A 14,309-nucleotide genomic window follows, 5' to 3' on the forward strand; every position below is an offset into this window, starting at 1 on the left:
CTACTTCACCTCGATATCGGTGTCGCCCGGGCGGGCGCCGGCGGCCTTGGCCTCCTCGTAGGCGCGCAGGGCCTCGATACGGGTCACCGGATCGCAGCTCTCGAAGAGCGTCTTGCCGTTCAAGTGGTCGATCTCGTGCTGCAGGCAGCGGCCGAGCAGGCCGTCGCCCTCGATCTCCCACAACTCGCCGTCCAAATCGTAGTACTGGACGCGGGCCCACGGCTGGCGCTTCACCGGCACGGTGACGCCGGGGCACGAAAGGCAGCCCTCGCCGCCCTCCTCCGGCTCGCCGGCCAATTCCACGATCTCGGGGTTCACGAGCACGATGGGGTTCTTCTCCCCCTTCTCGCCGTCCCAGTCGACGTCGATGACGACCAGGCGCTTGGTGACGCCCACCTGGGGGGCGGCGATGCCGCAACCGTAGTTCTTGTACATGGCGTGGGCCATCTGCTTGGAGAGACGCTTAAGCGACTTGTCGCCGGGCTCGCACGGCTCGCAGACCGTGGCGAGAATGGGATCGGGGGAAATAACAATGGGAAGCACGGTATTCCTTACTCTGTATAGTGAAGTGTCAATGCGCTGCGGCAACCCCGGGCAGCTCTGAAATGGCCCGGGATCGTATCAGTTGCTTGGGACATTGTGAAGCGCGAGGCCCCTCCTGTCCAGATGACCCGCGAAATCTACGGACGGACGGCGCTCCCTCCGTAGGGGCCGACCTTGGTCGGCCCTGGCGAGCGGAACAATCGCGCTCCCTTTCCGTAGGGGCCGACCCTGGTCGGCCCTGGCGAGCGGAACGATCATGCGCGACAAAACAGGGGCGACCAAGGTCGCCCCCTACGGGAGGGGTGGAACGCGGAGAGGGAGCGCCGCGGCGGGTGCCCTAGCTGGCGGGCAGCGCTCGGTGGGCGACGCGACGGGCGGCCACGTCCATCTGCAAGGTGGTAACGGCCGCGTGCAGCAGCTCGGCCTCCTCGGCGTCGGCCCCGGCGTTCATCTGGGCCGTGAGCGCCCCGATGGCCTCCTCGGCATCCCCCAGGGCCAGCTCCTCGGCCAGGTAGGCGCCGATGGCCTCCGGGGTGCTGGACGGGTAGGACGATCCGGCGGTGAGCACGCGGGCGGCATGGGGCGTGGCGAGCGTCGCCTTCGTGACGATGTCGGCGGGTGCGGCCCCCGGGTTCTCGGAAAGGGTCGCGAGCACGCTCTCGGCCAGCAGGCGGTGCACCTCCTCATGCCACTGCACCTGCGCGAGTGCATCGGCATGGGCGAGCCCCACAAGGGGATGCTGGCAAGCGAGCGCCAGAAACTCCCGCTCGAAGCGCAGGCGGTTGCGCTCGGCCTGGGAAAGCGCGCGGCGCACAGGCTGGGGCGCGGGGGCCTCGGGCCCGGTCTCCTCCTCGGCGGCGCCGCGGGGCGCCTCCAGGGCAGCCAGCCGCTCCAGCACGTCGGCCTCCTCGATGCCGAGGCGCCCGTGGGCCCGCAGGCGCGACCAGGTGCGCACGACGTAGTCCTTCGCCACTAGCGTGTCCTTGATGGGGGCGAGCACCGCCAGGCACGCGTCCAGCGCGCGATCGCGGCCGGGGGCGGTATCCAAGTCGAAGCTGTCGAGGCGCCGTTCGAGGCCGAACTCGATGAGCGGGAGCGCCCCTTCCACCACCGCCTCCAAAGCCTGCGCGCCCTCCGCCTGCACGAACTCGGCCGGATCCTGGTTGTTCGGCAGGGTGACGGCCAGAAGCTCCACGGAGTTGCGGTTCTTGTCGGAGATGCTCTCGCCGATGAAGGCCAGGGCGCGGTCGGCCGCCTTCTGACCCGCCGCGTCGCCGTCGAACAGGTAGACGATCTTCTTGGGCGCGTGCTTGGCGAGCACCCGGATGTGCCGCATGGTGAGCGCCGTGCCCAGGGTGGCCACCACGTTGGTGACGCCCGCCTCGTGCAGCGCAATGACGTCGGTGTAGCCTTCCACTACGATGGCGCAGCCGGTAGAGGCCATGCGCGCCTTCGCCTGGTCGAGCCCGTAGAGCACCTGGGACTTGTGGAACAGCGGCGTTTCCTGGGAGTTCAGGTACTTCGGCTCGCCGGCGCCGATGACGCGGCCGCCGAAGGCCACGCAATCGCCCTGGGCGTCGAAGATGGGGAACATCACGCGCTCGTAGAAGCGGTCGCGCACCGGGCCCCCGCGCCCGTCGAGGGCCACGTTGGCGCGGATCATCTCATCGGGTTTGAAGCCCAAGGCCGAAAGATGCCGAACGAGCGCCCCGCGCCCGGGGGCGTAGCCGAGCATCCACTTCTTCGGCACCTCGCCGCCGAAGCCGCGGGAGGCCAGGTACTTCCGCGCGGCGTCCGGCCCCTCGCCGCGCCCGCGCATGAGCTGGGTGTGGTAGAACTCGGCCGTGCGCGCGCAGATCTCCTTCATACGGCTCTTCACCGAGCGCGACACGCCCCCGCCCCGCGTATCCTCCGCGATGTCGATGTGGGCGCGGTCGGCCAGATAGCGCACGGCTTCGGGGAAGTTGAAGTCCTCGGTTTTCATGATGAACGAGAAGACGTCGCCCCCCTCCCCGCAGCCGAAGCAGTGCCACAGCTGGGTCGCCGGATCGATCTTGAACGAGGGGGTCTTCTCCTGATGCAGCGGGCAGCAGCACCAGAAGTCGCGGCCCTTCTGTTTGACGGGGGTGCGCTCGCCGATGACGGCCACGAGATCGCTCGCGTCGCGAACTTTCTGGATATCCTCGTCGCTGATGCCGGCCACGCGTCCCTCCGCTTTCTTCTCGTCGCTCTTCGTCGTTTTCTGGAAAGTATAGCACCGCCATGTGCAAACAGATGTTCCGCAGCTACAATAGCGGCAAAACTAACGACCAGCGAAAGCGAGCGAGCCATGGCAGAGAACAACGTCCCCTACCTTACCCTGAGCCCCGACGTGGAAGAGGCCATTCGGGCCGATCGGGCCGCCGGCCGCGAGAGCCCCTACCGCACCGACGACGCGGACGTGGTGCGCCGCGAGGACTTCGCCCACGACCGCGCCACGCTCACGCGCCCGGCCTTCGTGCGCGACATCGAGAAGGTGCTGAACCTGCCCGCCTACAACCGCTACGCCGACAAGACCCAGGTGTTCTCCTTCGCCGAGAACGACGAGATCTCGCGGCGCGGCCTGCACGTGCAGCTCGTGAGCCGCGTGGCCCGGGGCATCGGGAGCCTGCTCGGGCTGAATTGCGACCTCATCGAGGCCATCGCGCTCGGCCACGACACGGGCCACACCCCCTTCGGCCACGCCGGCGAGCGGTTCCTCTCGGCCTGCTACCGCGCGCGCACCGGGCGCACCTTCAACCACAACGTGCACTCGGTGCGGGTGCTCGACAACCTGTACCGCCGCAACATCTCGCTACAGACGCTCGATGGGGTGCTCTGCCACAACGGCGAGTTCGCCCAGCAGGTACTGCACCTCGGCGACACAGCCACCTTCGATCAGCTGGATGGCCTCGTGGAGGCCTGCACCGCCGACGAGACCACCATCAAGACCCTGCGCCCGTCCACCCTGGAGGGCTGCGTGGTGCGCGTGGCCGACATGATCGCGTATATCGGCAAGGACCGCCAGGACGCGCTGGCCATGGGGGTCATCGACTCGCTGGCCCCCTTCGATTCCGAGATCATCGGCACGACCAACGCCAAGATCATCAACAACCTCACCGTGGACATCGTGAACAACTCCTACGGCAAGCCGGAGATTGCCATGAGCGAGGAGGTCTTCCGCGACCTGAAGCTGGCGAAGAAGCAGAACTACGAGGTCATCTACTTGAAAGAGGGCATGGTGGACGACACCGAGAACCTCGTGGAGGAGATGTTCGAGGAGATGTACGCGCGCCTTTTGGCCGACCTTCTGGAAGAGCGGCGCGAGAGCCCTATCTTCCAGCACCACGTGCGGCGCCTGGCCGCGGCGTCGCGGTCCATCGTGCCCGAGGAGTACCTGGCCGGCGAGCCGAACCAGATCGTGGTGGACTACATGGCATCCATGACCGACAGCTACTTCATGGCCATCTACCGCCACCTGTTCCCGACAAGCCGCCGCAAGATCCAAACCCGCGGCTATTGCGCGGATCTCATCTAACCCTTACTAATCAGATTCGCTAGCTTGCAAACCCGAACGCACGTCCCACTCTTTGTTTTCTGCACGATTTGGAAAATGTGCTATTTTGGAGCTTCCACAAGATTCCCACGATAACGGACTCCAGAAAAGCACATTTTCCAAATTGCTCTTTCCAAAATTACACATTTTCCAAATCACGGCGATGCAATTATGCGAGTGCTAATTTTTTGCAATCGCTCTACCAGGCTTTTATCGAAGTCTGTAATTCTAACCTTCGCATATTAAACATTCAGATTTGGAAAATGTGCTTTTTTGCTCTTCAGTTTGTCCGGATCTTAGCATACCGTCCATTTAAACACATTTTCCAAATCCTCGCGCTTTATACATGCCTTGATGCGAAATGAGACTCGATCCATAAAGACTACTTTTGCATCTTTCCAAACACAGAGTCTCCCGAGAAGGTCATCTTCACAGATCCCCCCGAAAACCAGTGTCTTGCTGATGGCAGGCGGGGTTGTCGGCGGCGGTGGTGGCGAGCTCGTCGCAGCGCTCGTTCTCGGCGTGCCCGGCGTGGCCCTTCACCCAGACGAACTTCACGGTGTGGGGCTCTTTGGCGGCGAGCAGGCGCTTCCACAGATCGACGTTCTTCACGGGCTGCTTCTGGGAGTTCTTCCAACCGCGCTTGAGCCAGCCCGCCACCCAGTTCTGGTTGAAGGCGTTCACGAGGTACTGCGAATCCGAGTACACCGTCACCGTGCAGGGGCGCTTCAAGGCCTCCAGGCCCACGATGCAGCCGAGCAGCTCCATGCGGTTGTTGGTGGTGCAGGAAAAACCGGCGGAGAACTCCTTCTCGTGTACCGCGCCCGAGGGCGCCGTATAGCGCAGAATGGTGCCGTAGCCGCCCGGCCCGGGGTTGCCTCGGGACGAGCCGTCGGAGTACAGGGTCACTTCCATGGGAGCTCCTTGGTAGTTGGAAGATGCCGCCACGTGGCCCGCGACGGCGAAGTCGTTGAAAGAGAAGCCGGATTGCGCGGTCATGGGCTACAGCTCCGCTTCCGTGCGCTCGCCCAGGTCGATGAGCTCCTGGCGGGTGTGCACGCCACACTTGGCGTAGATGCGGCGCAGGTGCGTGTCCACGGTGTTCTTCGAGATGAAGAACTCGCCGGCGATGCGCTCGGCGGTGCGGCCGCGCAGGGCGAGCGGCAAGATCTCGGCCTCGCGCTTCGAGAGCTTCGCCGTGCGCGCGATGAGATCGCAGGCCTCCTCGAAACGGTCGCTCTGGGCGATGACCACCGAGAGCGCTGCCATGTCGCGGTCAGTGAACAGGAACAGATACGCGTACAGCACCGCCACGCCGGCCAGGGCCACGAGCGCCGCCGACACGTCGAAGGCGCCGGGAAGCGCCCCGAGCACGCCGCCGACGAGCACGCCGGTGATCTCGCCCGCGAACAGCGCCGCGAAGCCCCGGGCGAAGGAGCGCGCCGCGTCCCCGCCGCCAATGCGGCCCATGATGAGGAACAGCGAGACGAGCACCGAGAAGACCCCCAGATAGCCGGCGAGCACCACGGCCACGCCGGAGACGTTCACGCTCTCCAGCAGCGGCACCGCCACGAAACCGCCCACCATGAGCAGGATGGCGAGCCGGTACGCGCCGCCGAGCGGCCCCACCTCCTGATCGGGCCCCGTGGGCAGCACGGCGCGCACGCCCACCGAGAGCGGACGACCCCCGTAGAGCTGCAGCGCAGCGGCGCAATACAGCACGAAGAGCACGAAGGTGACGGAAAGCGATGACGCGGCTCCCCCCTCGGCGCTGGTGGCAAGGGCCTCCACGGCACCGGTGGCCAGGCCGTAGACCACCGTGCCGGCGATAATGCGACCGGAGAGCTTGGTGGCCTCCTCGGTTGGATCGTCGGCCGCCGCGGGCTCGGCGTCGCGGTCATCAGGCTCGCCGAGCGCACGCAGGGCCCAGGCACTTCCCACGGGCAGCACGTACAGCAGGATGTAGGCGCCCTCTACCGGAATGGCGACGACGAAGAAGCAGACGGCCGCGCCCAGGGCGCTCCCGATGAACACCTCGGGCACGGACTGGTCGATGGAAGCCTCCCCCAATACCCGGCCCCACCGACATAGAAGCAGCGCGAGCGGAACGCCGGCGGCCAGCCCCTCCACGGCGGCAAGCGCGAGCCACGGAATGCCGGGCGCAAGGCTGTGCAGCGCAACGATGAGGTACAGCGCTCCCACCAACGGCAGCGCGTAGCAGCGAACGAGACCCTCGGCCACGACCATGAGATGCCGACGCCGGCGCTCGCGGGTCATGAGCGCGAAGGTGGCGGCCATGACGAGGAGCACGCAGAGCAGGTCGGCCCGATCGATGAGGAACCCGTGCTGGCTGCTCTCGTTATAGGAGCCCAGATACAGCATGGCGAAGAGAAAGGCCTGGTTGCAACCGAAACCGAGGATGGCGTAGCGCGCTTGGCGCAAACGCGAAAGCGTCATCGTCGCCATGAACCTCCCTTTCTCTCTCGCATTGACAACGGTGTATTCTATCGCAACCAAGCGCATCGGTTCTCACCGACGGAGACATCCGACGAAATGAACCGCATCTGGTAAAACGAAGAGAAGCGGCGCTGGCCGTATCTGGCAGCTGCCGCTTCTCTTGGGAGGGAGGGTTGAAACGAACCCCGCACCTGAGGGCGCAGGGACGGTTCACGAATGCTACTCGGCCTTCTTGCGAACGACCTTCTTGACCACCTTGGTCTCGGACTCGCCGGCAGTGGCGTAGGCGACCTCGGGCTCGTCCTCGACGATCTCGACGATCTCCTCGACCTCTTCGTCGTCCTTCTTATCGAAGGCCATGCCCTCGCGCAGGCTCTTCACAGTCTTGCCGAGGGAGGCGCCGAGTTTGGGAAGGTTCTTCGGCCCGAAGATGAGCAGCACGACGACGAGGATGATAACGAGCTCAGGCACGCCCAGTCCGAGAATCTTCATAGTGGGTAATCTCCTTCTTTGCTTCGAAGCCGGCCGGGACACTCCTTGCGCCGCGCTTCACGGTTTCTTGCGTTTCGACGCCGCCCACTATGCCCCCTTCCAAGCCTCCTGCCTATCACGCAGACTCGTGATTTTGTCACGTGGCGAAGAAATTTCCCTGTCACACCTTTACGTGACAAAGCTCGTTTTCGCTGGTCAGAAGCTTACGCAAAAAAGGGCTGACCGAGGTCAGCCCCTACGGAACAACTATGGGAGATTTTTCCTACTCGTGGATCCAGCTGAACATGCCGCGGATGCGCTCGCCGGTCTTCTCGATCTCGTGGTTGTTGATGGCCTCGCGCTGCTCGAGGAGCCACGCGTGCCCGTTCTTGCAGTCGGCGACGAACTCCTCGGCGAAGGTGCCGTCCTGGATGCGGGCGAGGATCTCGCGCATGGCCTCGCGGCTCTGCTCGTTGATGACCTTCGGGCCCGCGTAGTACTCGCCGTACTCGGCGGTGTTGGAGATGGAGTAGTTCATGAAGTGGATGCCGCTCTCGTACATGAGGTCGACGATCATCTTCATCTCGTGGTAGCACTCGAAGTACGCGAGCTCCGGCGGGTAGCCCGCATCCACCAAGGTCTCGAAGCCGGCCTTCACCAGCTCCACCAGACCGCCGCAGAGCACGGCCTGCTCGCCGAAGAGGTCCTCCTCGGTTTCCTGGGCGAAGGTGGCCTTGATGACGCCGGCGCGCGCCCCGCCCACGCCCCAGGCGTAGGACAGCGCGATGTCCCAGGCGTCGCCCGTGGCATCCTGGGCCACGCAGATGAGATCGGGCACGCCGGAGCCCTCGGTGTACTGGCGGCGCACGATGTGGCCGGGGCCCTTCGGCGCACACATGATGACGTTCACGTCCTCGGGCGGGGTGATGTAGCCGTAGTGGATGTTGAAGCCGTGGGCGAAGGCAAGGGTGTCGCCGGCCTTAAGATGCGGGGCGATGTAGGTCTCGTACACCTCGGGCTGCAGCTCGTCGGGCACGAGCACCATGATGAGGTCGGCCTCCTCGGCGGCCGTGGCCATGTCGGTGACGCGCAGGCCGGCCTCCTCGGCGGCCTCGATGGAGTGCGAGCCCTCGCGCAGGCCCACGCGCACGTCGCAGCCGGAGTCCTTGAGGTTCAGCGCGTGGGCATGACCCTGGGATCCGTAGCCGATGATGGCGATCTTCTTGTCCTTGATGATGTCGGGGTTGCAGTCCTGTTCGTAGTAGATGGTGACGGCCATGAGTTTTGGTTCCTTTCTCTTGTTGCCTTTTCTATTTCCTAATCTCGCGAGCTGCGGGAGAGGGCTACTTTGCCGGTGCGGACAGTTTCCTTGATGCCGTAGGCGCGCAGCAGATCCTCCAGGCCCCGAAGCTTCGCGTCGTCGCCGGTGGCCTCGATGGTCAGCGAGCTTTTGCCCACGTCCACGATCTTCGCGCGGAAGATGTTGGCGATCTCGATGATCTCGCTGCGGCGCTCGGGCGCGGCGTTCACCTTGAACAGCACCAGCTCGCGCTCGATGGCGCCCTCATCGGTGAGGTCGGTGATCTTGTGCACGCTGATGAGCTTGTGCAGCTGCTTGGTGATTTGCTCGTAGGCCACGTCGTCGGCGAGCACGATGGCGGTGACGCGCGAGAGGGTGGGGTCTTCGGTAGGGCCCACGGACAGCGACTCGATGTTGAAGCCGCGCCGCGAGATGAGCCCCGTCACGCGGGACAGCACGCCGGGGCGGTTCTCCACCAGGACGGACAGAACGTGCTTCATCGCGCGCCCCCCTTCTCTTCGTCGCCGTCGCGGAACAGCGTCTTCCAGTCTTCGGGGCGCACGTCCACGGTGGAGCCGTCCTGGCCCAAACGGGCGCCCGTGTCCTCGGGGTCTATCTCCCAGCGGCCGCCGAACTGGGCGTCCAGCTTGGCGCAGGGAGAGGTGGCGGCCGCCGCGCCGGCCGCGGCCGCCCGGGCCCGCAGAGAACCCGGGGCGGCGGGCACATCGGTGCGCACGGCGCCCACGGCCACGTCGATCGCCCCCATGACGTCGCCCAAGGCCGCCCCCGGCGCCACCATGGGATAGACGTTCTGCTCGGGAGAGATGGCCACATCCAAGAGGTAGGGCCCCGCTGCGGCCAGCATGCGCTCGATAGCAGCAGCGACCTCGCCGGGCGCCTCCACGCGTTCGCCCTCCCAGCCGTAGGCCTCCGCCAGCTTCACGAAGTCGGGCACGGGCGCAAGCAGCGTCTGAGAATAGCGCTTGTCGTAGAACAGCTTCTGCCATTGGTGGACCATGCCGAGGCAGCGGTTGTCCAGGATCATGACCTTCACGGGCACGCCGTTGATGGCGGCCGTGGCCATTTCCTGGGAGTTCATCTGGAACGACCCGTCGCCGGCGATGCAGACCACCGTGGCATCGGGGTTCGCCACCGCCGCCCCGATGGCGGCCGGGAAGCCGAAGCCCATGGTGCCGAGCCCCCCAGAAGAAAGGAAGGTGCGCGGGAACTCGCGGGGCAAAAACTGGTGCGCCCACATCTGGTGCTGGCCCACCTCGGTGGTGACAATGGAGGCCGCCGGATCCAGCTGGCGTCCCAGCTCAGCAATGACGAGCTCGGGAACGATCTCGTCGCTCTCCTCGTTCTCGGCCATGTTCGGGTGGTAGAACGGGTAGCGGGCGCGCCACGCGTCGATATCGGCGATCCACTGGTCGTCGCGCGGGGCGGCGCCGTCCTTCTCGAGCACCTCGAGCATGCCGGCGATGATGCCCTTCAAGTCGCCCACAATGGGCACATCGGCATCGCGGATCTTCCCGATCTCCGCCGGGTCGATGTCGATGTGCACGATCTTCGCGTTGGGGGCGAACTCGGTGACGCGCCCGGTGACCCGGTCGGAGAAGCGCGCACCGGCGGCGATGATGAGGTCGGCCTCGGTCATGGCCATGTTCGAGTACTTCGCCCCGTGCATGCCCACCGGCCCCAGGTTCAGCGGATGGCTCGCGGGCACGCCGCCCTTGCCCATGAGGGTGACGACGGCGGGAATGCGCATCTTGTCCATGAGGGCCACAATCTCGTCGGTCGCCTCTGATGAAATGACGCCGCCGCCGACGTAGAGCAGAGGTTGTTCCGCCTCTTCCAGAAGGCGGCAGGCGGCGCGAATCTGCTTGGCGTTGCCGCGGTAGGTGGGCTTGTAGGAGGGCAGGTTCACCGCATCCGGGTACTCGAACACCATGGTCTCGCCGGCCACGTCGCTCGGGATGTCGATAAGCACGGGGCCTGGGCGCCCCGTGACGGCGATGTGGAAGGCCTCGCGGATGGTGCGGGTGAGCTCGTCGGTGGATTGCAGCAGATAGGAGTGCTTGACCACGGGCATCGTGATGCCCACGATGTCGGATTCTTGGAAGGAGTCGGTGCCGATGACCCCGCGGCCCACCTGGCCGGTGATGATGACGAGGGGCACGGAGTCCATGTAGGCCGTGGCGATGCCGGTCACCGTGTTCGTGGCACCCGGCCCCGAGGTGACGATGGCCACGCCGGCGCGCCCAGTGGAGCGGGCATAGCCGTCGGCCATGTGCACGGCCCCCTGCTCGTGGCGGGCGAGCACGTGGGTGATCTGGTCGGAGTCGTACAGTGCGTCGTAGAGCTTGATTGCCTGGCCGCCCGGGTAGCCGAACACCGTCGTCACCCCCTCGGCCTCGAGGCTGGCGACGACGGCCTCGGCGCCGAGCATGGTGCGGCCCTGCTTGGCCGTGCGCGAGCCCGCACCCCGGGGCGCGCCTTGGGTGGCGGCGTTGCGCCGGACCGGCGTTGTCGGCTTGTCCTCGGCCGGCGTTGCCGCGCTTGCGGCTGCAGTGCTGTCGTTGATATCGCTCACAGGATGATCGCCCCCTTGTCGGCAGAAGTTACCAGTTTCGCGTACTTGGCCAACACGCCCGCATCGTACTTGGGCGCCGGTGGCTCCCACGCCGCGCGCCGGCGCGCGAGCTCCTCGTCGCTCACGTTCAGCGTCAGCGCGCCGCCCTCGATGTCCACGGTGACGGAATCGCCCTCGCAGATGAGGGCGATGGGGCCGCCGGCCGCCGCCTCGGGGCTCACGTGCCCCACGGCCGGCCCCTTGGTGGCGCCGGAGAAGCGCCCGTCGGTGATCAGGGCCACCGAGGTGGAAAGCCCCATGCCGCAGATGGCCGAGGTGGGCGCGAGCATCTCGCGCATGCCCGGGCCTCCGGCCGGCCCCTCGTAGCGGATGACCACCACATCTCCCGAGACGATCGCGCCGCCGTTGATGGCCGCGCAGGCCGCCTCTTCCGAATCGAACACGCGGGCCGGCCCGGTGTGGCATAACATGGACGGATCCACCGCCGCCTTCTTCACCACCGAGCCGTCGGGCGCCAGGTTGCCGTAGAGCACCTTGAGGGCGCCCTGGGCGGAATAGGGGTTCTCGCCCGTGCGGCACACCTCGCCGTCGGCCGGGGGGCAGCATCTCGCCAGGTACTCGGGCAGAGGCCCCATGCAGGTGAGCGCGCTCTCGTCCAGCAGCCCCAACCGCCCCAGCTCCCCCATGACCGCCGGCACGCCGCCGGCACGGTACAGGTCGATGAGCGGGCGCGGGCCGGAGGGCGCGAGCTTCACCAAGTGCGGCGTGCACGCGCTGGCTGCGTCCCAGTCGGCCATGGCAATGGGGCATCCCGCTGCGTTCGCGATGGCCGTCAGGTGCAGCACCGTGTTCGTGGAGCCGCCGAAGGCCATGTCGCATTCCATGGCGTTGCGCACGGCCGCCGCATTCAGAATGTCCTTGATGCGCACGTTATCGCGGAGCAGTTCCATCACCTTCATGCCCGCGCGCTTGGCCAGACGAATCCGCTCGGAGTAGACGGCCGGCACGGTGCCGTTGCCCGGAAGCGCAATGCCGAGCGCCTCGCACAGACAGTTCATGGAGTTCGCCGTGAACATGCCCGAGCAGCTGCCGCAGGTGGGGCAGGCCGTGTCCTCGAAGTAGGCGAGCTCCTCTTCGGTCATGGTGCCGGCCGCCACCTTCCCCGCCCCGTCGAAGAGCGTGTTCAGATCGGTGGAGCCCTCCCCGTCCGGGCCCGTGCCGGGAAGCATGGGGCCGCCGGAGACGAACACCGTCGGCACGTTCGCCCGCAGCGCGCCCAAGATCATGCCGGGAACGATCTTGTCGCAGTTCGGGATGCACACCAGGCCATCGAAGGCGTGCCCCATGACGGCGCATTCCACGGAATCGGCGATGACCTCGCGCGATACGAGCGAGTAGTGCATGCCCTCATGGTTCATGGCGATACCGTCGCACACGCCGATGGTGGAAATTTCGAAGGGGACGCCACCGGCCATATAGATGCCGGCCTTCACGGCCTCGGCGATCTTGTCCAAGTGGGTGTGCCCGGGAATGACGTCGTTGCGCGAGCTCAGCACCGCGATGAAGGGGCGGTCCATCTCCTCGTCGGTGATGCCGTCCGCTTTGAGCAGGCTGCGGTGCGGCGCGCGCGCCTCCCCTCGCTTGATCTGGTCGCTCCTCAGTTCCATAGGCCTCGCTTCCTCTCGCGCTGCGTCTCCAAATACACAAAAACCCGCTGCAAGATGCACCGGGCCGGAAAACGAGACAGCCGTGCGACGACGCGCACAGGGAGGCTCTACGACAGATAACGGTGTCGCCGGTCCGACGCTACTTGCCCCCTTCGGCCCGGCGGTAAGCCTGTCAACCGAAAGGTCGTTCGCACCGAACTGCTCGGAGGTGGCTTTTCGGGTCGCCCACCGCCTGCTCGCACCAACCGCAGGCTCTCTTCAGATGGGTTCGCCCCTACTTTTCCTCGTCAACGCATTTCATCGGTATTAACTTGGCTCGGGAGTTTAGCACTCCTGCGATCAATCGCAAGGCTTTTCGCTCATATTTCTACGGGAATCTGACGAAACGGGCACGGGCGGTGACAAATGGGACGCGCCGCCATGACGTTTGACGGTCCGTCATCCCTGCTGACCGCGCCTTCCATAAACTAGTCAGGAAAGGGAAACGTCTATTCAGGAGAGGATACGGCCATGAGCACCGCCACCGTCCATCGTCGCAAGCTGTCGGCTACCGGAACCGTCCCTCCGAGCGTCTCCGCGGCGAAGCCGAAACCCCGCTCCCCGCGCCCTTCCCTTGCGGGCAACTCCCCGGGCGCCGCGCAGCCGCAGGATGACGGGCAAGCAGCGCGCCCCGTTCGCACCGCCTCGCTGCATCCGCGCGCCGCGGCCGCGAGCAACTTCGTTCCCGATCCCGTCACCCTCGAGCTGACCGACCGCGCCGAGCACCCGATGCTCACGCCGTCGTGGCGTGCTTTCCGCGCCTATGCCTCGAACCATCCGCAGCTTTCCGAGCTGAAGGCCCAGGGACTCGTTCCCATGATGCGGGCCCACCAAGGACTGCGTCTGGCAATTTACGCCGTAGCCGCCGCTTTGGTACTGCTCTTCGTGGCGCTTTTGGCCTATTGGTGGCTGCTGCCGGCGCCGGCGGCCGCCGACTCGCCGTACGCCACCGCCGATGCGGGCGCCGCCCAGAGCACGGCCGCGGACCAGTGGGAGCAGGGCGTCGTGCCCTCGCTGTACCAAAGTGACACCTCCTGGGCCGACGTGCCCTATGGGCAGGCCACGCTCGCCTCCACCGGGGCCGCCCCCGTCGCCCTGGCTATGGCCTACGTGGCGGCCACGGGCGACACCACCTACACTCCCGTCGAGTTCGCTCAATGGGCCACCGATCACGATCTGACTGCCGCCGGCGTCGACACCATCGGTGCCTTCCTGCAGCAGGGAGGCACCGCATTCGGGCTCGCCGTGGATCCCATGATCGTTGACGACCGGACGCTGCGCCATGCCATCGTCTCGAATGTGCCCGTGCTCGTCGTCACGCAGCCCGGCACTTTCGCGCCCGCCGCCTCAGTGGTGGTGCTGGACGACATCGACAAGGACTCCCACATCGTGCTGCACGACCCGACGAGCGCGAGCCGCTCGGCCAAAGGATGGGCTTTCGATGACATCACCGACGCCGCCGCCCTCGCCTTCACGGTGCACGAGGTCTAGAGGCGCACGCTGCGTGCTTTAGAAATGACAGTTAGCGTAGTTTTTCGCTTCAGTTTTCCGGAAATCTGCTTTAGAAATGACGGGTGTCGTAGTTTCAAGCTACGCTAACCGTCATTTCTAAAACAAACCGTGAATCCTCGCAACGGTTCCCGCGGTTTGGGTGTTTTCTTCGTT

General features: G+C 65.8%; 11 protein-coding genes. 2 read left to right on the forward strand and 9 right to left on the reverse strand.

Features of this window, described 5'->3' with window-relative positions; all coding sequences use genetic code 11:
- Both def and dnaG read right to left on the reverse strand, forming a co-directional pair.
- Positions 1-543 carry a peptide deformylase gene (def, locus tag AEQU_RS05705; RefSeq protein WP_022739980.1) on the reverse strand — a complete coding sequence of 181 codons (543 nt, stop codon included), beginning with the start codon at positions 541-543 and terminating at the stop codon, positions 1-3.
- Positions 544-880: 337 nt separating this feature from the next.
- The gene (gene dnaG, locus AEQU_RS05710; protein WP_022739981.1) at positions 881-2,746 is read right to left on the reverse strand and encodes a DNA primase; all 1,866 of its coding nucleotides are present in this window, start codon (positions 2,744-2,746) and stop codon (positions 881-883) included.
- A 126-nt stretch (positions 2,747-2,872) separates the two neighbouring features.
- On the opposite strand from dnaG, the gene AEQU_RS05715 reads away from it, so the two are divergent.
- Positions 2,873-4,099 (forward strand): deoxyguanosinetriphosphate triphosphohydrolase family protein, encoded by a 1,227-nt coding sequence (locus tag AEQU_RS05715; protein ID WP_022739982.1) that lies wholly within the window; start codon positions 2,873-2,875, stop codon positions 4,097-4,099.
- A gap of 447 nt (positions 4,100-4,546) precedes the next feature.
- On the opposite strand, the gene rnhA is transcribed toward AEQU_RS05715, so the two are convergent.
- From rnhA to ilvD, 7 genes are all read right to left on the reverse strand, one after another.
- Positions 4,547-5,032: a ribonuclease HI gene (rnhA, locus tag AEQU_RS05720; RefSeq protein WP_041715138.1), complete on the reverse strand. Its 486-nt coding sequence runs from the start codon at positions 5,030-5,032 to the stop codon at positions 4,547-4,549.
- 87 nt (positions 5,033-5,119) lie between these two features.
- Positions 5,120-6,583, reverse strand: coding sequence for a helix-turn-helix transcriptional regulator (locus tag AEQU_RS05725; RefSeq protein WP_022739984.1), 1,464 nt, complete (start codon positions 6,581-6,583; stop codon positions 5,120-5,122).
- 210 nt (positions 6,584-6,793) lie between these two features.
- Positions 6,794-7,066 (reverse strand): twin-arginine translocase TatA/TatE family subunit, encoded by a 273-nt coding sequence (tatA, locus tag AEQU_RS05730; RefSeq protein ID WP_022739985.1) that lies wholly within the window; start codon positions 7,064-7,066, stop codon positions 6,794-6,796.
- Positions 7,067-7,328: 262 nt separating this feature from the next.
- On the reverse strand, positions 7,329-8,324 hold the full coding sequence (gene ilvC, locus AEQU_RS05735) for a ketol-acid reductoisomerase (protein WP_022739986.1): 996 nt from the start codon (positions 8,322-8,324) through the stop codon (positions 7,329-7,331).
- Between the two features lie 38 nt (positions 8,325-8,362).
- On the reverse strand, positions 8,363-8,845 hold the full coding sequence (gene ilvN, locus AEQU_RS05740; RefSeq protein ID WP_022739987.1) for an acetolactate synthase small subunit: 483 nt from the start codon (positions 8,843-8,845) through the stop codon (positions 8,363-8,365).
- Positions 8,842-10,938, reverse strand: a complete 2,097-nt coding sequence (ilvB, locus tag AEQU_RS05745; RefSeq protein WP_022739988.1) for a biosynthetic-type acetolactate synthase large subunit — start codon at positions 10,936-10,938, stop codon at positions 8,842-8,844. Before ilvB ends, ilvN begins: the two co-directional genes overlap by 4 nt.
- Positions 10,935-12,605, reverse strand: a complete 1,671-nt coding sequence (ilvD, locus tag AEQU_RS05750) for a dihydroxy-acid dehydratase (RefSeq protein ID WP_022739989.1) — start codon at positions 12,603-12,605, stop codon at positions 10,935-10,937. The genes ilvB and ilvD overlap by 4 nt, the downstream gene beginning before the upstream one ends.
- A 510-nt stretch (positions 12,606-13,115) precedes the next feature.
- Here ilvD and AEQU_RS05755 point away from each other — a divergent pair.
- Complete coding sequence (locus tag AEQU_RS05755; RefSeq protein WP_022739990.1) at positions 13,116-14,135, forward strand: hypothetical protein; 1,020 nt, start codon at positions 13,116-13,118, stop codon at positions 14,133-14,135.
- Positions 14,136-14,309 lie beyond the last annotated feature (174 nt).

It is taken from the genome of Adlercreutzia equolifaciens DSM 19450, from assembly GCF_000478885.1.
Lineage (GTDB): Bacteria > Actinomycetota > Coriobacteriia > Coriobacteriales > Eggerthellaceae > Adlercreutzia > Adlercreutzia equolifaciens.

What these genes read in the sequence shown, in the direction of transcription:
- AEQU_RS05715 (WP_022739982.1), top strand. Translation starts at nt 2,873, where the DNA reads ATGGCAGAGAACAACGTCCCCTACCTTACCCTGAGCCCCGACGTGGAA.
- ilvC (WP_022739986.1), bottom strand. Translation starts at nt 8,324, where the DNA reads ATGGCCGTCACCATCTACTACGAACAGGACTGCAACCCCGACATCATC.
- ilvN (WP_022739987.1), bottom strand. Translation starts at nt 8,845, where the DNA reads ATGAAGCACGTTCTGTCCGTCCTGGTGGAGAACCGCCCCGGCGTGCTG.
- AEQU_RS05755 (WP_022739990.1), top strand. Translation starts at nt 13,116, where the DNA reads ATGAGCACCGCCACCGTCCATCGTCGCAAGCTGTCGGCTACCGGAACC.
- tatA (WP_022739985.1), bottom strand. Translation starts at nt 7,066, where the DNA reads ATGAAGATTCTCGGACTGGGCGTGCCTGAGCTCGTTATCATCCTCGTC.
- AEQU_RS05725 (WP_022739984.1), bottom strand. Translation starts at nt 6,583, where the DNA reads ATGGCGACGATGACGCTTTCGCGTTTGCGCCAAGCGCGCTACGCCATC.
- rnhA (WP_041715138.1), bottom strand. Translation starts at nt 5,032, where the DNA reads ATGGAAGTGACCCTGTACTCCGACGGCTCGTCCCGAGGCAACCCCGGG.
- ilvD (WP_022739989.1), bottom strand. Translation starts at nt 12,605, where the DNA reads ATGGAACTGAGGAGCGACCAGATCAAGCGAGGGGAGGCGCGCGCGCCG.